This window comes from Sinobaca sp. H24, from assembly GCF_023845525.1.
Genome location: NZ_JALBWT010000003.1, coordinates 265,424 through 289,089 on the forward strand (window position 1 = coordinate 265,424; position 23,666 = coordinate 289,089).

General features: G+C 45.5%; 22 protein-coding genes and 2 pseudogenes. 1 reads left to right on the top strand and 23 read right to left on the bottom strand.

Features of this window, described 5'->3' with window-relative positions:
* Positions 1-113: 113 nt before the first annotated feature.
* The 18 genes from MMY81_RS07030 to MMY81_RS07115 form a co-directional block, all read right to left on the bottom strand.
* Positions 114-761: a class II aldolase/adducin family protein gene (locus MMY81_RS07030; protein WP_252312208.1), complete on the bottom strand. Its 648-nt coding sequence runs from the start codon at positions 759-761 to the stop codon at positions 114-116.
* Positions 762-772: 11 nt separating this feature from the next.
* Positions 773-2,047 (bottom strand): TRAP transporter large permease, encoded by a 1,275-nt coding sequence (locus tag MMY81_RS07035; protein WP_252312209.1) that lies wholly within the window; start codon positions 2,045-2,047, stop codon positions 773-775.
* Positions 2,044-2,544 carry a TRAP transporter small permease gene (locus MMY81_RS07040; protein ID WP_252312210.1) on the bottom strand — a complete coding sequence of 167 codons (501 nt, stop codon included), beginning with the start codon at positions 2,542-2,544 and terminating at the stop codon, positions 2,044-2,046. Before MMY81_RS07040 ends, MMY81_RS07035 begins: the two co-directional genes overlap by 4 nt.
* A 13-nt stretch (positions 2,545-2,557) precedes the next feature.
* On the bottom strand, positions 2,558-3,565 hold the full coding sequence (locus tag MMY81_RS07045; protein ID WP_252312211.1) for a TRAP transporter substrate-binding protein: 1,008 nt from the start codon (positions 3,563-3,565) through the stop codon (positions 2,558-2,560).
* A 340-nt stretch (positions 3,566-3,905) separates the two neighbouring features.
* Entirely contained in the window at positions 3,906-4,598 is a 693-nt protein-coding gene (locus MMY81_RS07050; RefSeq protein WP_252312212.1) for a zinc-dependent alcohol dehydrogenase, read from the bottom strand.
* 17 nt (positions 4,599-4,615) lie between these two features.
* Positions 4,616-5,236 carry a GntR family transcriptional regulator gene (locus tag MMY81_RS07055; RefSeq protein WP_252312213.1) on the bottom strand — a complete coding sequence of 207 codons (621 nt, stop codon included), beginning with the start codon at positions 5,234-5,236 and terminating at the stop codon, positions 4,616-4,618.
* 42 nt (positions 5,237-5,278) lie between these two features.
* Complete coding sequence (locus MMY81_RS07060; RefSeq protein WP_252312214.1) at positions 5,279-6,610, bottom strand: four-carbon acid sugar kinase family protein; 1,332 nt, start codon at positions 6,608-6,610, stop codon at positions 5,279-5,281.
* Between the two features lie 158 nt (positions 6,611-6,768).
* Entirely contained in the window at positions 6,769-7,518 is a 750-nt protein-coding gene (locus MMY81_RS07065) for an HpcH/HpaI aldolase family protein (RefSeq protein WP_252312215.1), read from the bottom strand.
* On the bottom strand, positions 7,505-8,230 hold the full coding sequence (locus MMY81_RS07070; protein WP_252312216.1) for an alpha/beta fold hydrolase: 726 nt from the start codon (positions 8,228-8,230) through the stop codon (positions 7,505-7,507). The genes MMY81_RS07065 and MMY81_RS07070 overlap by 14 nt, the downstream gene beginning before the upstream one ends.
* Before the next feature lie 22 nt (positions 8,231-8,252).
* Positions 8,253-9,509 carry a histidinol dehydrogenase gene (hisD, locus tag MMY81_RS07075; protein ID WP_252312217.1) on the bottom strand — a complete coding sequence of 419 codons (1,257 nt, stop codon included), beginning with the start codon at positions 9,507-9,509 and terminating at the stop codon, positions 8,253-8,255.
* Positions 9,510-9,535: 26 nt separating this feature from the next.
* Positions 9,536-10,405, bottom strand: a complete 870-nt coding sequence (locus tag MMY81_RS07080) for a carbohydrate ABC transporter permease (RefSeq protein ID WP_252312218.1) — start codon at positions 10,403-10,405, stop codon at positions 9,536-9,538.
* Complete coding sequence (locus MMY81_RS07085) at positions 10,405-11,283, bottom strand: carbohydrate ABC transporter permease (RefSeq protein WP_252312219.1); 879 nt, start codon at positions 11,281-11,283, stop codon at positions 10,405-10,407. The genes MMY81_RS07080 and MMY81_RS07085 overlap by 1 nt, the downstream gene beginning before the upstream one ends.
* Positions 11,284-11,326: 43 nt before the next feature.
* On the bottom strand, positions 11,327-12,661 hold the full coding sequence (locus tag MMY81_RS07090; RefSeq protein WP_252312220.1) for an ABC transporter substrate-binding protein: 1,335 nt from the start codon (positions 12,659-12,661) through the stop codon (positions 11,327-11,329).
* Positions 12,662-12,720: 59 nt separating this feature from the next.
* Positions 12,721-14,061 (bottom strand): amidase, encoded by a 1,341-nt coding sequence (locus MMY81_RS07095; protein WP_252312221.1) that lies wholly within the window; start codon positions 14,059-14,061, stop codon positions 12,721-12,723.
* Positions 14,062-14,082: 21 nt separating this feature from the next.
* Positions 14,083-15,366, bottom strand: a complete 1,284-nt coding sequence (locus tag MMY81_RS07100) for an ester cyclase (protein ID WP_252312222.1) — start codon at positions 15,364-15,366, stop codon at positions 14,083-14,085.
* Positions 15,367-15,439: 73 nt separating this feature from the next.
* Complete coding sequence (locus MMY81_RS07105; protein WP_252312223.1) at positions 15,440-16,045, bottom strand: cupin domain-containing protein; 606 nt, start codon at positions 16,043-16,045, stop codon at positions 15,440-15,442.
* A 36-nt stretch (positions 16,046-16,081) separates the two neighbouring features.
* On the bottom strand, positions 16,082-16,846 hold the full coding sequence (locus MMY81_RS07110; protein ID WP_252312256.1) for an SDR family NAD(P)-dependent oxidoreductase: 765 nt from the start codon (positions 16,844-16,846) through the stop codon (positions 16,082-16,084).
* A gap of 158 nt (positions 16,847-17,004) precedes the next feature.
* On the bottom strand, positions 17,005-18,003 hold the full coding sequence (locus MMY81_RS07115) for a LacI family DNA-binding transcriptional regulator (protein WP_252312224.1): 999 nt from the start codon (positions 18,001-18,003) through the stop codon (positions 17,005-17,007).
* Positions 18,004-18,269: 266 nt separating this feature from the next.
* Between MMY81_RS07115 and MMY81_RS07120 the strand changes: the two genes are divergently transcribed.
* On the top strand, positions 18,270-19,103 hold the full coding sequence (locus MMY81_RS07120; protein WP_252312225.1) for an STAS domain-containing protein: 834 nt from the start codon (positions 18,270-18,272) through the stop codon (positions 19,101-19,103).
* A gap of 47 nt (positions 19,104-19,150) precedes the next feature.
* Here MMY81_RS07120 and arfA read toward each other — a convergent pair.
* The 5 genes and pseudogenes from arfA to MMY81_RS07140 form a co-directional block, all read right to left on the bottom strand.
* A pseudogene (gene arfA / locus MMY81_RS07125) lies at positions 19,151-20,662 on the bottom strand (arabinosylfuranosidase ArfA).
* Between the two features lie 246 nt (positions 20,663-20,908).
* Positions 20,909-21,520 (bottom strand): Gfo/Idh/MocA family protein, encoded by a 612-nt coding sequence (locus MMY81_RS33885; protein ID WP_308215250.1) that lies wholly within the window; start codon positions 21,518-21,520, stop codon positions 20,909-20,911.
* 38 nt (positions 21,521-21,558) lie between these two features.
* A pseudogene (locus MMY81_RS33890) lies at positions 21,559-21,849 on the bottom strand (Gfo/Idh/MocA family protein); the annotation flags it as partial.
* Between the two features lie 110 nt (positions 21,850-21,959).
* Complete coding sequence (locus tag MMY81_RS07135) at positions 21,960-23,000, bottom strand: Gfo/Idh/MocA family protein (RefSeq protein WP_252312226.1); 1,041 nt, start codon at positions 22,998-23,000, stop codon at positions 21,960-21,962.
* Positions 23,001-23,018: 18 nt separating this feature from the next.
* A complete protein-coding gene (locus MMY81_RS07140; protein ID WP_252312227.1) occupies positions 23,019-23,660 on the bottom strand; it encodes a carbohydrate ABC transporter permease in 642 nt (213 codons plus the stop codon).
* Between the last annotated feature and the right edge of the window lie 6 nt (positions 23,661-23,666).

The following is a 23,666-nucleotide window of genomic DNA, read 5'->3' on the forward strand; positions in this document are numbered from 1 at the left end:
GTCTATGATGGCATACCTTATACATTATTAAAAGGAGAACTGTTTTCCGTGATCCATATGATTTTTTACAATAAAAAAACATTGGAATATCGCTATCCCAATGCCTTTTTATTTTATGACCAGTTTCTTACCGGTTTATATCCTGACTCTTTCAAAAATGATTCTTCTTGTGCAGCAGAGAGATTTTTCATTGGGATATTTCCGCTTATCGCTGTAATGTGCATTCTGGCTGCATACTCCAGCGTCTGCAGTGCCATTTTTGCTTCTTTTAGATTGGTATCATAAACAATGATTCCATGGTTTTCCAGAAGGAGCACATTAGCAGCCGAGGCTTTTTCCTTTACCGCCTGCGCGAGTTCCTTGCTTCCCGGATGGTAATAGGGCAGCCGTTCTATCCGCTCTAGATAATACATCGCTTCTACAAAGTAAGAAGAAGGAAGCTCTATATTTGAGCAGGCAGCCATCGTGCTGTAAAAGGGCGAGGCATGGAGAATGGCTCCTATGTCCGGACGCTCTTCGTATATTCCTTTATGCATAATATGTTCTTTCGATGGTTTTTTCCCCTGGACACTCCCATCAAATGAGCAAAGAGTAAAGTCTTCTATTCCCATATCTCCTACATAGGTGCCGCTGGCCGACACATAGAAGTGCGTGTCATCTGTTCGTACGCTAATGTTTCCGGCCGTGCCCCATACAAGATCGTTCTCTTTCATAAAAATGCCTGTTTGGTGCAGATCCTTTAATGCTTCTTGATTTTCCATTCTTTCTCCTCCTATTCAAATAAGTTCAAAAGTCCAATGGATACATTTGGAACAAATACAATGATCAGCAGCGTAATCAGAACGGCGATGTAAAAAGGAATCATCCCCCGTGTTATTTGATCAAGCCTGATATCCGCGATTTTTCCTGCTACAAATAAATTCAGTCCTAGTGGCGGTGTAACCATACCAATTGCCAGTGTCACAATCATCGTAATACCAAAATGAATCGGATCAATACCAATTTCCATAGCAACCGGGGCCAAAATAGGGGCCAGAATAATAATCGAAGCGTTGGTTTCCATGAACATCCCAACTACCAGCAGCAGGGCCACAATAATCAGCAGGAAGATCGACGGATTTTCTGTGATAGATGTAAAGAAACCTGCGACCCGCTGCGGCACATTTTCAATCGTCAAGATCCAGCTGAACAGGCCCGCGCTTGCGATAATGAACATAATCGTTGATGTGGTAGTAGTAGCCTGCTTTAAAATGGCTCCAATGTTGCTGAAGGTGATGGAACGATAAAAAACAATACTAATGAAAAAAGCATAAGCTACCGCTACAGCAGCGGCTTCTGTTGCTGTAAACACACCACTGTAAATACCACCTAGTATAATAACAGGCATAATTAAAGCAGGGATCGTTCCTAAAAAAGCTTGTCCCAGTTCTTTTCCTGATGTTTTTGGTTCTTTAGGATAGTCATGCTTTTTTGCGATGATGACTACCGTAATTAAAAGTCCAAGTCCTATGAGAAAGCCCGGCACGATACCGGCAATAAATAGATCTCCGATCGATGCACCGGCAGCAACGCCGTATAAAATAAGCGGAATACTTGGTGGAATAATAATGCCAAGTGTTCCGGATACAGCTTGTACGCTTCCTGCTAACTCTTTGTTATAACCTCTTCGAATCATGGCCGGAATCATAATGGCCCCAAGGGCAGCCGTTGCAGCAATACTTGAACCGGATATTGCAGCAAAAAACATGGTCGTTACTACCGTTACAATAGCCAGGCCTCCAGTCATATGACCAGTCAGCGCGTTTGCAAAATTAATTAACCGCTGAGAAATGCCTCCATATTCCATTACAACACCAGCCAGCATAAATAAAGGAATGGCCAAAAGCGGGAACGAATCCAGTGAAACAAACGCCCGCTGTGCCAGAACAAGCAGCGGAGTATCCGCTCCTACTAAAAGCGCAATACTTGAAGAAAGCCCTAGAGCAACAGCTACCGGAACACCCAATATAAACAGGACAACTAATGAAGCAAATAATGCCAGTATCATAGGATGTCACCACTATTCTCTTTGACGTCTCCTGTTTTCCATTCCAATATGTTTGCGACTGTATTAAGCAGCATCATGAAAGAGCCTAATGGAATAGCTGCGTAGGCCCATGCCATTGAAAACTGCAGCGTTGGCGTCGACTGACCCGCGACCGTTATGGTAAGTACCGTACCAAAGTAGGTTAACGCGGCAAAGAATACTGCGCATATGATAAGTATTATTATATTCAATCTTTTCTTATTTACAGCGCTTACAATTTCGGTTAAAAAATCAATCGCTATATGCTGCCGCTGCCTCATCGCAAGTGCAGAACCGAGAAAAACAATGTATATGGTAAGATATCTTGAAATTTCTTCAGTCCATGCCAGCGGATAGCTGATCACAAATCGTGTAACTACCTGGGCAAATACCAGTGCAGCAAGTAAGAGAAACGTGGAATAAGCTGCGTATTTAATAATATTATTTATTTTGTCTATGACAGAAATATAGCCATGCATACTGCTTCCTCCTTTATTCTCTCATCTCCAGAATATCGTTATATAATTCCTGACCGTATTTATCTGCCAGCCGTTCATTTACATTTTGTACTTTGCTTCTAAATTCATCCTGATCAACTTCTATCGTTTCCATTCCTGCTTCTTCCATAATCCGCAGCGCTTCAGCTTCCTGATCGGCTACCAGATTATTTTGGTAAATTCTCGCTTCCTCTGCCGCTTCTTCTACAGCAGTCTGTTCTTGTGCCGTCAGCTTTGCGTAAGTTTCATCACTCATTAACAACTGCACGTATCCAAATACATGATCTGTCATAACCAGATAGTTTTGTACTTCCTGGAGCTGGGCGTTCGTAATGAAAGCTGCCGGGTTTTCCTGAGCATCAATGACGCCGGTTTGAAGAGAAGAGTATACTTCGCTGAAGTTCATCGGGGTAGGATTGGCACCCATTGCTTCCCAGCCTTCTACAGACGCTTCAATATTCGGCACACGGATTTTAAGACCGCGCAGATCTTCAGGAGACTCTATTAATCGATTGGAGGTCAGTTCACGGGGCGTTCTCATAAAAAATTCAAGTCCCCGGACGCCTGTTGCTTCCAACGTATCCTGCTGGAGCTGTTCTCCTCCTTCACCGTATAGAAAATCTTCTAAATGTTCCGAATCTTCAAATAAGTAAGGGAGTTCCAAAATAGCATAAGGATCGTAAAAATTGGACATAACTCCTGCTACAAGAGCAAAATCAACTGATCCTATCTGCATTCCTTCTACTAAATCGCGGTCGGAACCAAGAGTGGAACTTGGATACAGTTCCACTTCTACGGATCCATCCGTTTTTTCTTCTACAAGCTCCGCGAAGCGCTCCGATCCTAAATGCCAGGCATCATCTTCACTTTGAATATGACCGAGCCTAAGTGTCACCGGCTCATTTGCTTCAGCTTCCTGTGAGGAAGAGCTGTCTCCGGAGCAGCCCGTTATGATAAACATCAATGCTGTGGCACCTGTTGCTGCCGCTTTAAGATGTTTCATGATTATGCCTCCTATTGGTTAAATGTCACTAAGACTTTAACGGATTCATCTTCTTTTTTATCAACAATACGGAATCCTTCAGCTGCCTGTTCAGGATCCATCCGATGGGAAATGATTTTATCTACCGGTATTTCATTTTTTTCAATAATAGCCAGCGCTTCATCCGTATCCGGCGATTATAAGTCATAAGCCAATAATTTCTTTTTCATTCTGCTGCACGTGCTCAATATCTATCTCCTGCGGTCCATGGAACATAGCTACAGTGACTACCTTGCCTCCTTTTTTAATAGCTTTAATGCGTCATTAAGAATTCCCGGCACCTGCAGTGATAAATACTTTGTCAAAGATCTCCAGCCGCCGTTTTCGCTTTCTCAATCCATTCGCTGTCCCCTTTAATGTTAATCGTAGCGGATGCTCCGAGCTCCCGGGCCACATCAAGTGAATAATCAAGCACGTCGGTCACGACAGTCTGCTCTACGCCCTTCGCCCGAACCGCTGTAAGTGTCAACAGTCCAATCGGCCCTGACCCCAATACTGCGACTTTATCATCTGGCTTAACTGCTGCTTTATAGGCAGCATGTACTCCTACTGCAAGTGGTTCTACAAGTACTCCTCGCTCATAGGAAACCGAATCAGGCAATGCTACAACAAGCGACTCCGGTGATACAAAATAATCAGCCATTGTACCAAGCCACTCTCCCATGCCCGGAGCCGTTCTCTTATCAGAATAGTTGACGTTCCCCGTCATTTCGCCTTCACTCTCTCCAGTGCCGAGCTGGGGCTCTACGGTGACTCTGTCTCCCACTTTGACATTGGAAACATGTTTTCCAATATCAACTACTTCACCGGCTACTTCATGACCGATTACGACAGGCGGCTTACGGAAAGGATGAAGTCCTTTATACGTATGAATATCCGATCCGCAGATACCTGCTGTGAACACTTTAATCAGTACTTCATCTTCTTTTATACCAGGCTTTTCCACTTCTTTGAGTACAATTTTTTCTGCCTCTTCTACAAAAACTGCTTTCATGCTGTCTCCACTCCTCTTTATTTAAATAGCATCGACTTGGAATCCTGAAGATGCTTTCTCATGATATCTACGCTCTGCTTTTCCTGATTCACTAAAGCGTCATACAGCCTGATATGATCCTGGTAAAAAATCTTAACCCGCTGCGGATCGCGTCCCAGATGGCGGAGCGTGATCCGCAGTAGGTGATCCTGATAATTAAGCAGAATTCTCGTAATCTCCTGATTGCCCGCGATCTCGCTGAGCGTTAAGTGAAATTCGTGATCGAGCGTGGCAAACATTTTGACATCCAGATTCTCGGCTGCCTGCTGTGTCTGCTCTATATTTACTTTTAATTCTTTAAGCTGATCTTTCGTAATCCGTGTATATATTTCTTCACAGTTAAATGTTTCCAGCGCAATGCGCAGGTTATAGATATCGTTAATCCGCTCCACAGACAAATCGTGGATGAATATTCCCTGTTTGGAGGAAACACTCAGAAAACCTTCCGCCTCCAGACGGGTTAACGCATTTTTTATTGGCGTTTTACTCATCTGTAAATCATTAATTAATGTACGCTCGGATAAAAATTCGGAAGGACGATATTCCTCGTCCAGTATTCTTTCTTTAATCTGCTGATACGCTACATCTTTTAAAAGCATATACGCCCGCCTCACATTCAAGTATTGGATTTCGGGGAGGTGTCAGCTTTCCCCGGCGAGGAATACGTTTTCGAAAAAGTCTTCGCCGCCAAGCTGGCCGCTTTTTAAGGCAATTTCTAATCCATCAAAACGGGACTCCTCCGAATAAGCATGGCATAAGGGAGCGCCCGGAGCAATTGACTCCAGCACTTCCAGTCCGTAAATGCCGAGCTGGGAGGTAACAAACCCCGAGGTATCTCCTCCGGAAACAACGAGCCTTTTAAGATCAGCGTGTTCCATCAGGTATTTCGTCCAGATCCCCAGCTGTCTGCCGATAAACATGCCGATGTCTTCTTTTTCTACTCCCATATTACTTAAATGAGCTTTGGTTTCTGCAATTGCAGAATCATCATGCCCTTTCGCGGTGTAGAGAACTACTTTTTTATGTTTCTGCAAAGCCTGCAGAATGTCATCCATATAAGAAGGAGACAATTCTTCTGCTATCAGCTGATGTGGCACCTGTATCATATGAAATCCGGCGGCTTCGGCCTTTTCCAGCTGTTTTTTTGTTACGGCGGATACGCTCCCTGATACCACCAGCATTTGGTCCACACGTTCTGCTTTTCGACTCTGCTGTTTCTCCTGCACGATATCTTCTTTTTTCCATTTGGATGCAAACGCGTATTCTACTCCTGAAGAACCGACGATAAACTGGGAGGATCCGCCTCTTTGTTTCCAAAGTTCGTCTGCGAACCAATCCATATGTTTAGGTTCGCTGGCATCGTAAATCGTAATGTCTTTGTCTGTAAGATCATGATCTCCCGGCGCATTCTTATCCATATCTATAATCGTTCTGTATCCAATAGAGAGGTCTGTTTGTTTTTGAAGATGTTTTCCCAGGTCTGCTTCATCCATAGGAGTCACGGGATGTCTGGACATGACCGGGTGTTGATCCAGCCGGTAGACCTCTCCGTGAAAAGCAGCGAAGTGGTTGCCGAAAACCGTGTATCTGCCTAAGTCAGGGGTAGCTGCGAGCAGCGGGTATGTATCGTCCGGAAAATACTGCTTTGCCAGATCACACACGAAGCCAATACTTCCTACTTCCGGGGAAGAGTCAAAAGTAGAGCAAACCTTATAGTGGACAAAATGAGGCTGAAGCTCTCTGCATTTCTCTAAAACAGGTATGAGTTCCTGTTTCATGTCTTCCGGCTGTTTCGCTCTTGCCGTACCGGCTATGCCGATGCACTGCACATCTTGAAACTGTTCTATCCTTTTTTTTGAAGGCACTTCCAGAAACAATATGGTTCGCAGACCAAAACGATCCAGCGCTTCCATCGCATCTGTAGAACCTGTGAAATCATCTCCATAAAACGCTAAAAGCAGGCGATTATTCATACGGCATTATCCTTTCCTCTGAAAGATCTAACTTAGATCTATGTTGTATCTATTTAATAAACTATCACAAAAAATCCATCTGTACAATAAAAACGTTTACATTTACATAAAAAAGTTCACTTCTCTCTGGGAAGTGAACTTTTGATCATGATTTTCTGTTATCGTATCAGCGAGTCGTTCAGCGCTTTTTTGATTAAGGTGGTCACGACGAGCGACACAAACACGGCTCCTTTTTCGGCAACGGCTTTTGTTTCTGCCTGAGAGGTCGCAATGGTGCCAATGGGAACGTTCATTTCTTCAGCCTGCTGGTAAAGGCTGTCGAGCGTTTCCTGAACTTCCGGTCCGCCGATATTCTTTTTATATCCCATATTAACGGATAGATCTGTTGGGCCGAGAAAGGCCATATCCACGCCGGGTACACTCATGATTTCTTTAAAATGTTTCACGGCTTCCACCGTTTCAATCTGCACCGTCACTAAAATATTGTCGTCCGAGTCATCCATAAACTGTCCGTTGTTTAAAAAGCCGAATCCGGCGGCACGCATGGAAAATGCCGTTCCTCTTGATCCGCGGGGAGGATATTTCGCCAGGCTGACCGCCCTTTCGGCATCTTCCACTGTGTTAACCATCGGCACCTGAATGCCGAATGCCCCCCGGTCCAGCGCTTTCTGGATACTGGAGGCGTCATAGCTTACCCTTACGATCGGAACGATGCCGGCGAGCTGGGAGGTGCGGATCATGTCTTCCATCTCCGATCCGCTGTATGCTCCGTGTTCATCGTCTATCACGATGAATTCATACCCCGCATACCCAAGCATCTCCACTAAAGCGGGGGAATACAGGCTCGTAATAGCCCCCTGGGTCAATTCCTGATTCTGGATTTTTTCTTTTACGTTATTGGTAAACATAGCGGCCTCCAATCGTACACTCTTCCTGAAGCCAGCAGGCCATCGCAGCCGTTACGGCCTGCGGCTGCTCAAGCGGGCTTAAATGGCCGCACTCTTCGATAAAAACCAGCTTGGCTCCCGTTATATGAGCGGCCATCAACTGATGAATTTGATTGTTGCACAGCGCATCCTGGCGGCCGGCCATCACCAGCACAGGACATTGAATATCCAGCAGGTCCTCCAGAAATCCCGGTCTTCCTTTGTTTGCCTCGAGCTGCTGAAAAAACCCGTCTTCCCCGATTTCTGCTGCCATTTTCCTCGTGATTTCCTGTGCCGGTTCATTTTTTTCTTTTTCATACAACACAGCCGGAATAAACTGTTCCTCCACGATACGGTCAAATTGTCTGTCCTGTATGCCCTGCTGCTGGCTGTTCCATCCCTTTATCTGCTCAAGGGTAGGCGGATTCGGGTTCGTATCGAGCAGGGCCAACCTGTCTACTCGTTCCGGCTGCAGTTTCATAATTTCCATCGCGATAATCCCGCCCAGTGACAAACCGGCTAATGAAAACGTTCCGGGCACACTGTTCAAAATATGCTCTGCTGTTTTTGTGACACTGTCGTGCTCAGCTATAGATGGAATATAAACCTCCCGCCCTGCTGACAAATGTTTAGCCTGATGTTCCCACAGCTCGTTGGTGCACAATGATCCTGGTATTAAAACAAGAGGATCCATGCTCCCCCTCCTTTTATATCCATCAGTTTTTTAACCGCCATTCGGCAGACAAGCGGTGTCCTTCCAACCCTTCAATTTCCGACTGGGCGGTGGCATGTTCCGCCAAATACTGCGTACCGTTCGCTGTTATCGTCTGATGGGTGGCGACTTTCACATAATTCCCAACCCATAATCCTCCGGTATAACGGGCGCCGCGGTGCGTAGGCAGGGTGTGGTTCGTGCCGGAGACTTTATCGGAAAACACTACCGAGCTTTCTTCACCTGAAAATAAAGATCCGTAGTTTTTGAACTGGTCTTTAAACGTTTCGTGCTGGGGAATATGAACATGCAGATGTTCAATCGCATAGTCGTTGCAGCATTCAATACCTTCCTCAAGGCTGTCCACCACAAGAACTTCGCCCCCATTGCTCCAGGCTTCATGGGCCGGAGATGTTTCTGCAAATGTCTCGAGAAGCTGTTCGACTTCTTCTATCACAGCTTCCGCCTGCTCTTTGGACAGGGAGACGAGAATGGCTCTGGAATTCGGATCGTGTTCTGCCTGCGCAAGCAGATCTGCCGCGCACGCTTTAGGATTAGACGTCTCATCAGCGAAAACGAGAATCTCGCTCGGTCCTGCTATCAGGTCAATCCCGACTCTTCCAAAAACCTGGCGTTTGGCCTCTGCTACAAACCGGTTGCCGGGCCCGGATATTACATCGACTTCCGGTACCATTTCTGTGCCAAGCGCCATCGCCGCCACTGCCTGGGCGCCGCCGATAGCAAACACATCGGTCGCACCGGAGCATTTCAGTCCATACAGGACGGCCGGATGAATGCCGCCATTATAATTAGCCGGACTGCAGGCAATAATTCTTTTCGCGCCGGCCACTTTCGCCGGTGCCGTTACCATCGGTCCCGAGGATAATAAGGGAAAGCGTCCGCCCGGCACATACGCGCCCACTTTTTCGACCGGGATAATGCGGTGTCCCATGCGAATACCGTCTCCAAAATCCTTATCCAGCGGCAGCAGACATTCCATCTGCGCTTCGGCAAATTTCGTCACCCGCTCCACAATGCGCTCGATCAGCACTTTCGTTTCCTCGGGAAGCGTGGCTATACTTTCCTCCATTTCCTCTTCTGTCACTCTGAGCGGCCTGGAGGATTGGCTGAATTTTTTTTCATACATCTGAACCGCTTCATCTCCGCTGCTTTTCACATCTTTAATGATCTGCTTTACGGTGTTTTCGGTTTCCTCTGTTATTTCCATTGAGATATCGTTGGCTTTCTTTATATATTCCATAGGGACTTCCTTTCCAACATTCTGTATTATTTCACTGCGCCCGCACTCATTCCTTTAACGAACTGTTTGCGGACAAGAAGCATAAAGACTACTGTCGGCAGCACATAGATCATGCCGGCCGCTGCCATTTCGTTCCAGATGACCCCGTTTTCGCCGACAAAATAAGACAGTGCTACAGGCAGAGTCACCGCGTCCTGGTTGGTTAGGATTAGGGCAAACATGTATTCATTCCAGGTAATAACGAAGCAGAATACCGTCGCCGTGATAATACCCGGGCGGGCCATCGGCAGAAGAATATGCCAAATCACTTTCATTCGTCCGGCCCCGTCAATTAAGCCCGCTTCTTCTATATCCTTAGGGATGCTGTCGATAAATCCTTTGATCAGCCAGATCGCGTAGGGAATCGTATGGCCGAGATTGACGATAATTAAGGCAAGCGTCGTATCCAAAATGCCCCAGTTGCGGAACATAATAAAGAAAGGAATGACGTTGACGATCAATGGGATAAACTGCGTAGCAAGGATCGCAAACATAAAAACCTGCTTGCCGCGCATCTGGAACCGGGAAATGCTGTAGGCTGCCAGTACGCTTACAGGCAGCGTAATAAGCAGCGTAAAAAACACGACAATGGAGCTGTTGAAATAAAAGTTCTCAAAATTATAGGCCGAGCTGAATATGCGGCTGAAGTTTTCAAGCGTCGGCTGGAAAAATACGCTGAGCGAGTAAACTTCCGACGCCGGCTTAAACGCAGTTAATGCAATCCAGAAAATCGGAAGAAATAAGAAGGTTACGACAAGCAGAACGCCGACTTTTTCCACGACCTCGGCCGCTATTCTTCTTGTACTTACCGCTTTTGCTGCCTGCTTTTCTTTTTTGGCTGCCGTTACACTATTCATTAGTTCCATTCGCCTCCTTTTACCAGACGCCTCATGTAAATAAGCACGAAACCAATGGTCATAATGGCTAAGATGTAACCAAGAGCTGCTCCATATCCCATATCAAAGTACCTGAAAGAGGTGCTGTAAATAAGGAAGTTGAGCACTTCTGTCGAATTGCCGGGTCCCCCGCTCGTCATCGTAACGATGGGGTCAAACTGCTTTAACGAAAACATCGTCATTAAGATGGAAGCAATGAGGATGATCGGCTGAAGCATAGGCAGGGTTATTTTAAACAAAATCTGCATATTCGAAGCACCGTCAATTTTAGCGGCTTCATAGACTTCATTAGGAAGTCCCATCAGCCCGCTGATAAACATCAGGCTGATAAACGGCAGCCAGATCCAGACGGCTACGGAAACCAGTGCCGCAAGCGCCGTCGTAGGTGTCCCAAGCATGACCACACCAGATAATGGAGGGATGAGAAACCCGATAATTCGATCAAATAAACCATAGTCGGGGTTTAACATAAATCTCCAGGAATATCCTACAAGGGCCGGGCTTAAAGCAAACGGAATAATCAAGATAGCCCGGAGAAAGGAAATATAAGGCTTTTCCTTACTTAAAAGAATACCGACGGCAATCGCGCTGGCTATCGTAATAAATACGGTAGCTAACGTGAACGTGAGCGTGACGGTCACGCTGTTCCAAAAGCCGCTGTCTCCCATGGCCTGCAGGTAATTATCAATGCCGACAAATTCCCCGATGTCCAGGGAATCAGTTAAATTCCATTCGTGCAGGCTGATCCAGAAGGAGCGGATCAACGGATAAATCGTGATGGTTCCAAGTATTAAAAAAGCCGGCGCGAGCAGCAGGTACTTGAAATATTTATTAGTCACCCCTTTACCTCCTTTATACTATTCACGTAGTGGCATGCTCTGTTTATTCGTCGTAGTAGCCTTCTTCTTCGAGCAGCTGCTCCACGTCTTCTGCTGCCTGGTTAAGGTTATCTTCCACTGATTCACCGGTCGCCATGTTGGAAATGGCATTGCTTATAATATCTGAGACTTCCGGCCAGTTTTCGAATTTAGGAAGCGTCTGGGCGTTTTCAAATGATTCCCCGCCGGTCGTAAACAAGTCGTCCCCTGCTTCGTTGAGCTCCTCGTCATTCAGGTTGGCGGTCTGTGAAATATCGGTGGAAAACTGGTCGGACGGAGAATCGCCGTTCAATGCATCCAGTACGACTTCTTTTTCAAATTCAGGTTCGCTCAGCCACTTCATAAATTCCCAGGCGGCTTCCTTGTTCTCCGAGTCTTTCATCATAGCGAGCGGGAACGTGGAAATGTTCGACACGCTTTCTTTGCCTTCCCAGCCGGGAACCGTTGTGAACCCTACATTTCCGAGAACTTCTTCATCGGAGGAATCGCTGAAGTTAAAGTCAGAGTAGACCCACCACCAGCCGATCCACATCGCGGAATTGCTCTGTTTAAAGTTTGTTCTGGCTTCCTGCTCTCCAAACGAAACGGAGCCTGGCGTCGCAATTTCGTCTTCCACCAGCAGGTCAATATAGCGCTGGGTGGCTTCGATACCTTCTTCGGAATTAAAGACAGGTTTCATGTCGTCATCGAGAATATCCGCCCCGTTACTCCATAAATAGGAGGTCCACATGTATAAATTCTGGCCGTTGTTTCCTGCCTGGTAGTAAGGCGCAATGCCGGACATGTCGGTTTCTTCCGTGATCGTTTCTCCCGCCTGCTCGAGTTCTTCCCATGTTTCCGGAGGATCAATGCCTAAATCTTCGAACACGTCTTTGCGGTAAAACATCAGCTGGGCGTTTGCTCTAACCGGAAGGCTGTAGATTTCTCCCTCATACGTGGATAAATCAAGCGTTGATTCCGGGAAACGGTCAAAATTGTAATCATCGTCTGCGGCGTACTCATCCAGCGGCTCGAAGAACTGGCGGCTGGAAGGCCCCATAACGTCCAGATGCGTGACCAGGTCAAAGGTGCCCTGCCCTGAAATCCCTTCTGTCGTAATCCGGTCCAGCAGGTTGTTGTACGGAACTTCGGTAAATTCCACCTCGATGCCCGTTTCTTCTGTAAATTCTTCGCTTCTTGCCTGCCAGGCGTTAAATTGGCCGATGTCGCCTTCCGACAGAGCTACCGTAATGCTTTCGCCTTCTAAATCCTCTGAACTTGAATCATTGCCGCATGCACTCAGGACCAATGAAGAAACGACTGCGCCGGTAAAGAATACTGCTGAAGATTTTTTCAACATGTTTCCTCCTCATAAACTATTTTTTAAACATTCGTACTATTTCGACTGCAGGGATAACCCTACACTGTACAGCGTCGATTTCTTTCCTCGTAAAAAGCATCCAGAAATCGCGCTTCATACAGTAATGCCGTTTGTAAAAGAATGTCTTCCCGCAGCCAGCCGGAAATGAGCTGGATGCCTATTGGCATATTATTTTCAGTAAGACCTCCCGGCATCGTAAGCGCCGGATGGCCGGTCAGGCTGAATGGGCATGTGTAACGAATCATCGCATCATCAATACTTTCTCCACCGGCAAGTACCTGATCATGCAGTAAAGGCGGAGTAACGGGAAGCGTTGGCGTGATCAGCACATCAATCGTTCTGAATAACTGAGAGAGCTTTTCTTTCATTATGTTTCTTGTCTGCAGCGCCGTTACGTAATCGAGCGCAGAGAAGTTCCGGCTTTTCTCAAAAACAGGAGCAATGTTCTCTCCGTAGTCTTTGAGATCGGCCCGATATTCATGAATGTATGTTACTTCCGGAGCGGCTATCATTCTGGAAACGGCCGTCGCTTCTTTCAAAAAATCAACGTCCACTTCGATCAATTCTATATTTTCTGTCTCCAGGTTACGGAGAACCTGTTTATATGTGCGGCTTACCTCTTCATCAACACGTTCATTAAAAAAACCAGACGGTACACCTATTTTTATTTTTTCACCGGCCGGAAACGCTACGGCTGTTCCTCCCATATGCTCGTACAAAAGAGCCGTATCCTCCACCGTAGCCCCAATCGGGCCGATATGATCGAGGGACCACGACAACGGGAAAACCCCGTCCGTGCGGATGGATCCGTAGGTTGGTTTCAGCCCGGTAACCCCGCAGCACGAGGCAGGCATTCGAATGGAGCCTGCCGTATCGGTTGCGATCGATCCAAAGCAGAAGCCTGCGGCCACCGCGGCGGCTGATCCGCCGCTTGATCCGCCTGCCATATGCTGCTTGTTCCAGGGATTTTTCACGTTTCCGTAAAAAGGATTCCGCGAAGTCACGCCAAATGCGTATTCATGCAGGTTGGCTTTTCCCAGCGTAATGGCCCCGTTCTCACGAAGATCGTGCACTACCGCGGCATCTTCTGCCGGCACCTGATGCCTGTCGATCCAGGCTCCATTGGTCGTGCGGATGTTTTTTGTGTTAATAATGTCTTTGTAGGTGATGGGAACTCCCTCCAGCGGCCTGCTGCGGCCTGCTTTCAGGCGGGTTTCTGCAGCCAGGACCTGCTGACGTGCTTCCTCTTCTGCGACAGTGATAAAGGAACGAAGCGACGCATCTGCTTTATGAATTTTCTGCAGGCATTCTTCGACGATTTCAGAGGGAGTAAATTGTTTTGCTCGGTAGCCTCTTTTTAGTTCTGCAATTGAACGCATGACCGCCCACCTCTTTTTTCATTAAGAAACGCCCGTAAAGTTTCCATCCTCGAACGAGAAGTCTCCGTCATTGTCATCTTTATGATCAGTATACACCTGGCGCAGCACTTCCAGACCATCAAACAGGAACCATTCCTCCTGGATCTTCTGATTGCGGACTTTGTAATGGTTAATGCCGTTAATCTCAATTGCTTTTCCGCTCGGATAACCGAAATAGCCGATACCGCTGTGCAGACCCTGAATTCTCCAACGGACTGCTACATCCCAATCGTCGTCAGATCCCTTTTTGTTGCACGTCACCCGGTCAATGAGTACTTTTCCATTTGGAATGGATGCAAACAGGTTCAGCAGGGTCCCCTGAATTTCGCTGTGTCCCGCCATATCTTTGTTGCAGACATAATGCATGACCGCATTTTTTTCGTAAAATGTTTTTACCTGGTTGAACGAGCGGCGTTCCCAGACTTTATTAATCATTTCCAGCATAAAGTCGCCGATTTCAAATGAGGAAGACTTTGGTATATATTCCTTTGGCGGCATTCCTTCTTCAGCTGTCTGGGTTAAGTTGAATGACATCGACGGCGCCAGCTTACTTGTCTGCTTGGCTGTGCGCTTTGCCACTTCCACCGGATCAAAGCCCAGCTGCTGCACAAGATGGTACGTGTCCATGACGAGCCACTCTTCGTAAATTTTATTTTCATGAATCAGGCAGTCTGCCACGGTGCGGAAGACAACTCTTTTACCGGTAGCCGGGCCGTACAGAGTATCACCCATGTTGGTAGCAATTGATCTGCCCCGGTGGGAAGTAAAGAAACCGTCCTCGTCGTTGCCGGACCAGAGAATGCTGTAGCCTACGCCTGACCTGTCCGGGAATGCCTGCAGCGTCTGCATCGTGCCGGAAATCACTTCGTTGACTCCATGGCTGTTTACGCTGCCCCGGTGAATCTGCACGCCGTAGCTGTAAGTATCATAGATCATGCCGATATCCTTTTCGTTCCATATCTGCCATGTTATTTTCACGATGTAATCGATGATGTTATTGTAATCGCCGAAGCCTTTCATCGACTGTTTTTTCACGTCTTCTTTTGCTATGTGGTTCATGTAATCATCGTCATCGCGGCTGTCCATTGCATTCACGTCATTGCTGTCGGCATAATGGACGATATTGGCGGGAAAGGTGTTTTTCACGGCCCACCTTGGTTCCTCTGCTGAAGCTGAAGCCGGAGCCGGAGCCGGGCGGCCGTTTGTTTTTTCCACCTCTGTGTTTTCCTGTTTTTTAGCGGCTTTTTCTGTATTTTTGCTTTCCATCTTGACTTCCTCCTTCTTATTTATGCTGCCTGAGCTGATTCTGTATCATGTGTATTCTGCCTTTATCGGTGATTTACTCACCCATTTTTAATTTCTCGGCCATTTCTTTTTCCAGCTGTTTAAAATTATCGGGAGCGATCATTTTTCCTTTATCGTCCGCATCAAAGCCGTATTCCGACGCTTTTCTCACGACTTCCGGAGCCCAGTATGGATCCTTGCCTTCAAACACTTCGTGCTGCTCGAGTACGGCGAACAACCAGGCTTCTTCTTCACCGACGTTTTCAAGTCCTCTGTACAAGCCGGGCGGCAGCGTTATTAGATCCCATTCGCCGATAATTTCCTCACCGTCAATCTGATCCGGGCCCTCGCCCCAGTAAAATCTCCACTTTCCGCTTAACGGTACGAATGTTTCGATGTAATCATGTGTATGAAAAGCAGGACCGTTTCCTGGTAACGCTTTCACCATTCCGATCTGAAAACCGTGCGGTTCTGTGATCATCGGCTTATACTCAGGATTTTCGCTTGCCGTATCGCCGATAAGTGCGTAGTTAATGCGCTGATGGCCGGGAATAATGCTGTCGATAAACATCAATGGAATACCTTTTGCTTTTAAATCCTCAAATCGGATGATTCTGTCTTTCATTTGTTCATTTAATGTTTTTACTGACTTTTCACTCATACTATTCCTCCTGATTGGTTGTTTGGATTTTTTGTTCTACCATACGGTCCAGCCGCCATCAACGCGCAGCGTGTGGCCGGTGATCATGTCTGATGATGAAGAAGCGAGCAGCAGGACAGCCCCGAATATATCCTCTGCACTAGCAAGCCTTCCCATCGGGATATTTGCAAGCACATCCCTGCGGAAATCCGGATCTTCGAACATCTTCGCCGTCATGGGTGTTTCAATAAATGTAGGGGCAATCGCGTTTACGTTAATATGATGCGGCGCCCACTCCACGGCGAGCGATTTGGTCAGCTGGGTAATGCCGCCTTTGCTCGAGCTGTACGCTGCTCTTTTATAATAGCCGACAAAGGCCATCTGGGAGGACATATTAATAATTTTGCCCCGGCCCTGCTTGATCATCCATTTTCCTGCTGCCTGTGAAGCAAAGAAAACGCTCTTTAAGTTAATATCATGTATTTGATCCCACTGTTCTTCCGTGACTTCCTCTGCCCGTACAGGAATATTCGTGCCGGCATTATTGATTAAGACATCAATTTTTCCAAATTTCTGATAAATGCTTTCAAAAAAAGACGGCAGCTCATTTGTGTTGGTTAAATCAAAGGCAAAGTACTCCGCATTAAAGCCGTCCGCTTTTATTTTCTCTGCAGCGGCCTTTAGTCCTGCTTCATCGCGGGCGACTAAAGCGACATCAGCCTTGGCTTCAGCAAGCATTTCTGCAACAGCCAGTCCCAGTCCTTTGTTGGCTCCTGTGATTACGATTGTTTTTCCTTCTACTGAAAAAAAGTCTCTGCTGATACGTCTGCCTCCTTATTTTGAATACGTATTCAAAATGCATTAAAAAAAATGAGAACCTGTTAAATTCCAACTAAATGATTGAATACGCACTCTTCTTGAATACGTATTCAAAGGTTAACAAGTTTTTTGATTTTTGTAAACTACTTTTGATACTTTTTTTAGGTAGTGCTTCGTTCGATAAGTTCCGGCTCCATAATTTCCTGTACGTGACGGGGTGCTTTTTCTTTTGCCTGGATCAGTTCTATCAGCCGTTCCACCGCGGACAGCGACATTACCTGATGCTTCTGTGAAATGGTTGTTAAATCAATAAAAGGATTGGAAGATAAATGAATATCATCAAATCCAATAACGGCCAGCTCCTCCGGAACGCTTATATTCATTCGTTTGCAATGCTCCAAAAGCGTCACCGCAATCTGGTCCGAAGCGGCAAATACAGCCGTAACAGGGGCAGGCATCGATAATATCGATGTTAAGTATTTTTTTATTTCTTCTGCTTCCAGAGGCTTGTTATACACAATCTCCGGGTCGTATGGTATTCCCTTTTCCAGGAGTGCCTGCCTGTAGCCTTCCATTCTTTCATGCAGGGTGGAATATTTAGCAGACGGAGACACAAATCCAATCCGCTGGTGCTGTTTTTGAAACAGATAATTCATCGCTATTCCGGCACCTTTTTTATTATCAAGCACAAAATAATCGCACGGGCTCTCATCTGTCCGCGTATTATACAGCACTACCGGGGTCTGGGAATGATACAGCCGTTCCACTTCTTCCTCGGTTCTTTCCACCGAACCGATAATAATGCCTTCCACGCGTTTGCCTACCAGCATATCAATCGATTTTTTCAGGTTTTCTTTTTCGTGGTCGGTGTCTGAGAGTATCACGTCAAATCCTCTTTTTCTCGCTTCGCTGATAATAATTTTTGCCGTCTCTGCAAAAAAGGAATTGGAAATATCACCGACGATCAGACCGATTGTTGCTGTTTTCCGTTTGTTGAGACTTCTGGCTACTTCGTCGGGAGTAAAGCCCATTTCTTCAATCGTTTTTAAGACTTTCTGCCTCGTCTCTTCCCGGATATAAGGATAATTATTGATCACTCTGGACACCGTGGACTGGGAGACTCCTGCTTTTTTTTCATTGGACGTAACCGTTATTTTCATATAGTGGCACCTTTTTTATTTTGTCATAAAAGAAACGTTATTTCCCTCTTCTTCAGCTTATTTCCTTTTACAGCCTATTTCAATCGGCTTTCTGTTGATTTAAAAAAAATCAGTTCTTTTATTTATCAGACTGATCCCTGTTTTATTTTAACCGATATAATTAATAGCCTGTTTTTAAAGCTTCTGCTAAAATTAACATATGACTCATTTTTACATATGAGGATGATCCATCCTGCTTCACTTATAAATCTCAAGGAGATGTGATGATGAACGCTGTACAAATTGCCTCTTTAGGAGAGGGTGTTTTTCAACATAGAGAACAAATCGCCAAGGAAATCGGCGAATTCCTTCGTTTTTCCAGACACGGCCTCGAAAGTGAGGAAGTAATGAACATCCGTTCCAACTTTATCGGACTGGTCGGCCAGGCGATGTCCAAATATGAACGGGACGAAGCACTTGAAGAAATCAGCCGGTGGGGAAAGGAAATCGGCACTTTTTCTGCAGAAAAGGAGCTCCCGCTCGATGAAGCTCTGCAGTTTCTTCCCCATTACCGGGAGGCGGTATTTCGATTTATTCAAAAGGAAATAGGCGGCGAGCAGCTCTCCTTTGATTGTTACCGTGAGATCGAATCAAGCGTCAACACGGCCATTGATGAGGCGGTCTACACGTTTTCCAAAGCATACGTGGACTACAACCGAAAAGCGGCGGAGCTGACGCGCCAGGAAATTCTGGAGCTGTCTGTTCCAATTGTACCGTTGACCAGTGATGTGGCGGTGTTAACGCTGATCGGTACGCTGGATGCGTGCCGGGCCCAGCAGCTGATGGAAAAAACGATGCAGACAGGCAGCGAGCTGGGTCTGGCCTACTTAATTGTTGACCTGTCCGGCGTGTATCAAATGGATAATGTGGTGTCCCGCAGCATCCAGCAGCTGCACCAGGCGCTGAAGCTGCTCGGCATTACCGTTATTTTATCCGGTATGCGCCCGGAACTCGCCCAGCAGATTGTAACGATGAGAATTTCGTTGAAGTCTCTGCGCGTTACCCGGAGCCTGCCGGAAGCGATGCTCTCGATCGGCCTGAAAATAGATGTGAACAAATAAAAGAAAGGCCGGCAGCTGTAAAAGCTGTCGGTCTTTCCTTTTAATTTTTACACTTTCACCCGTATCATGCTCCAGGACATACGGGGCAGTTTTGCCTGCAGCATGGTCTCCTCAATAACTGCATTTCCCCCGCTGTGAGGTGTTACGTTTTTTTGTCTTTCGTATTCACCGCTTTTGGATCGTCATGTTCCAGTACAACATGCTCAATAACTGCAGCTTTTTCAAAGGAACGCAGGTCACAGCTGACAGACAAACCCTCTTCGAGATGCCTGTTGGTCATAAACAAAACCAGTTCATTTTTGCTTTCATTTAAAACAACGGCACTGTCTAAATACGGTACATCTGTGAATTCTTTGGAATCGTACTTATCCGAATGGATAATTGGCTTCAGCGCTTTTCCCCGTCCATATACAGATAAGTAGTAGTAAGGATAATAAATCGTCTGCTTCCAGGCTCTGCCCTGATTTTCCGTCATGATCGGCGCAATCACGTTAACAAGCTGCGCCATGCAGGCAATCTTTACACGGTCGGCGTGGTTAATCAGGGTGTGAAGCATATTGGCCACCAACAGGGCGTCTTCAAACGTGTACACATCTTCGAGCTGGGGCGGCGCAATCTGCCAGGGCTCCAGCTTTTTGATCGGCTTCACTGGAGTGAAACCAGACGTTCCACTCGTCAAAGCTGAGGGTCATCGTTTTTTTGCTGCGTTTTTTGATTTAATGTAATCGCAGGTGGAAATGACGGTACGGATGAACTGATCCATATCCAGTGAGTTGGCTAAAAAGTTCGCTGTGTCATTTTCATCGTTGCCATAGTACTGATGCAGTGAAATATGATCCGCAAATTCATACGTATGGGAAAGCGTCACTGCTTCCCATTCCGGGAATGTAGGCATCGCGGCACCGGAACTGCCGCAGCTTACCAGTTCAATCGATGGATCCACCTGCTTCATTGCTTTTGCTGTTTCATAGGCAAGACGTCCGTATTCTTCTGCTGTTTTGCCGCCAAGCTGCCACGAGCCGTCCATTTCATTTCCGAGACACCACGTTTTGATAGCATTAGCGGTTTATCATAGCCGTGCTGTTTTCTTAAATCGCTGTAATAGGTGCCACCGGCATGATTGCAGTATTCCAGCAGATTTCTGGCCGCATCGATTCCCTTGTCCCCAGGTTTACCGCCATCATCACGTCACTTCCAGCTTTGGCCGACCAGTCGGCAAACTCATTGGTTCCTACGTGGTTTGTTTCAATTGTCTGCCAGGCAAGCTCCAGCCGCCGGGGGCGGTCTTCTTTCGGCCCTACTCCATCTTCCCAGTTGTAGGCTGACACCATATTGCCTCCCGGGTAGCGGATAATAGGAACCTGCAGGTCTTTCACTAGCTTCATCACATCTTTGCGAAAGCCCTGTTCATCTGCCTCAGGATGGTCCGGCTCATAGATTCCTCCATACACGGCCCGTCCCAGCTGCTCAATAAACGAGCCGTAAATCCGTTTATCTATCTCAGAAATCACAAAGTCCTTATCAATAATGACAGATGCTCCGGGCTGCCTGCTCACCATATGTCTTTCACTCCCTATTATGTTTTATGTATATTGATACCGTTTACATTTTTACGTAGATAAACTATGGTTCCGATGTTCTTTTCACTCCACTTAATTTATGCGTACAACTAAGTAAACTGTACTAAAATTCACTTAGTATGACAAGTTATCTTTTGATTAATGATAAGCACCTTTAATCACATGAATAACACCTCTACTCTCATAAGATGAGTGGAGGTGTTATTTTGTGGCGCTTATTTTACTTTACTGCTTCGCCATGGTTGCTCTCATTTTTATTATTTCCTGTTTTTCATTAGATTCAAGCGCTCCCAATACGATCTGCAGAGAATTCATTCCTTCTGTTCCGTCTATCGGGGGCTTCACGTTTTCCAAAATGCAGTCTACAAAATGGTCCACAATGTGAGTAGTCGTTTGTCCTCCTTCCTCGTTTGATTGAATTGCTTTTAATTTATGTTTTATTATTTCTCCATCTTCTTTCTGTATAACAAGAGAATAAGATGGATCATCTTCCATTCTTACTATCCCTTTTTCACAATACAAAATAGTAGAATTATCATGAGCAGCTCCGTATGCCCAGCTGGAAGTTATCGTTCCAATAATTCCTGTTTTTGTTCTGACTATACATACAGCATTGTCGTCGACATCATTGTTTTGTTTTGCATTTTTCTCTACGAAACCGGCTACTTCACTAAATTCTTCCCCTAATAAATACCTCATCAAATCGGCCTTATGGACCCCTAAATCTCCTAAAGAACCTATATATGCTTTATCTTTTTCAAAAAACCAACTATCTGCCCCATCTATACTCCAATTTTCAGGGCCGCCATGCCCAAATGTTGTTCGAAAGCTTAACACTCTGCCAAGTTCCTGATTTTTTACGATAGCCCTTGCTCTTACATGAGAATCAACGAATCTTTGATTATGAGCATCATTAATTTTTTATTGTACTCTTCGGAAGCTGCTATCATTTCCTCTGCTTCTTCCATCGAAGTAGCCATTGGTTTCTCACATAGCACATGAAGATCATTTTTTAATGCATATACGGTGACTTCTGCATGAAGATAATTAGGTAAACAGACAGAGACTACATCCAATTGTTCTTGTTGAATCATCTGCTTATAGTCCGTATATGCTTTTGCTCCATATTCCTTACTTGTTGATTCCGCTCTTTCTTGATTCAAATCGCATAAAGCTACGAGAGAAACCTCCGTATTGTCTCTGTACTCAGGTAAATGTCTCTTTTTGCTACACTCACCCTATTACTCCAACTTTTATCATATGGATTGCTCCTTTGTTATACAATGTTGGTTTTCAAATAATATTGTTCTTTTGATTCAAGAGCCTGGTGAAACCCTTCAAGTACTTCAAACACATGCAGCCCTAAATGTCCATTGGCTTCGTGATACCTGTTCTCTTCTATCGCCTGAATCATGTCGGTAAGACCCATACCTCTTCCATTAAATCTGGTGGTTTCGTACATGCGGTTTTCCCAGGATTTCGTATCTTCCATGTAAATAATAATCTCTCCACTAAACGTGTTAGGATCCGGAATAACAAGAGTTCCTTTGCTTCCATAAATTTCTATGTTCGGAAGCTTTGTACTCATTACATCAAAGCTTGTTACTAACGTTCCAATAATTCCACTAGCGAATTCCATTCTCCCTGATATATAGGTTGGCGTTTCAACTGTTAGTTTCGTTCCTTTTTTGCAGCCTGTCTCTATTTGCCGATCGACCTGAATGATGTTCGATGCTGCGGATACAGATCGTATCGACCCTAATAATTGAACAAGCGTTGTTACATAGTATGGTCCCATATCATACATTGGACCACTTCCCTGTTCGTAGAAGAATTCAGGATCAGGATGCCATTTTTCAGGCCCCGACTTCAGCATAAAGGCATTGACAGCTAAAGGGATTCCAATCTCCCCGTTATCAATTATTTCTTGAGCTGTTCGTACAGGGTCTGCCATGAATGTATCGGGAGCCACACCTATTCTTACATTATATTTATCTGCTAAGCTTAATAATTCTTCGGCATGCAGTGTACTGATACTTATTGGTTTCTCTACATAAACGTGCTTTCCAGCTTTTATAATTTCTTTGCAGCTTTCGAAGTGAGCTTTGGGAGGCGTAAGATTAAGAATTAAATCAATACTCGGGCTGCTTAACAGTTCCGTGACACTATAACAGGCGATGCCGTGCCTGACAGACGTTTCCACTGCTCTATTATTGTTTAAATCTGCGCATCCTATAATATTTATATTATCCAGATATGCTGTGTTTTCTATATATACGCCGCTTATATATCCACATCCTAATATGCCTATATTCAATAATTTCCACCTCTTTTTCTACCCTTTTACTGCTCCTCCTGTAAGTCCTTTTACTACTTTTTCCTGAGCCAGTAAAAAGACAACAATGACTGGAATACTTGCAAGCGTCAGCGCGGCCATTAAACCTGGTACATTTACAGAAAACTCTCCGTAAAAGTTTTGCAGTCCGAGCGGGAGAGTCATATTTCCAGGACTGCTGATCAAAATCAATGCAAAGATAAATTCTGTCCATAAAAACACGAAATTATAAATGACAATCGTTGCTATTGCAGGAGCTAAATTTGGAAACATTATTTTCCAGAATAAACTCCAATGATTTGCTCCATCCATTTGAGCAGCTTCTTCAAGCTCTTTAGGAATTTCCTGCATAAATTGGGTCAAAATAAATATAGATATAGGTAAACTAAACGCAATATAGGGGCCCAGGAGCGCAAATAATGTATCATAAAGGCCCATGTTCTGCGTTAATACGAAAATCGGAATTAATGTGGCGTGAATGGGAAGCATCATGCCTGCTACAAAAAGTAAAAACAACGGCCGGTTTAATTTAAACCGCATTCGACTTAAAGGATAGCTGGCCAAAGAGGCGACAAAGACGACTAATATTACCGCTGATACTGTTATCATCAGGCTGTTTACAAAATACGTAGTCAGCCCCATATCAAA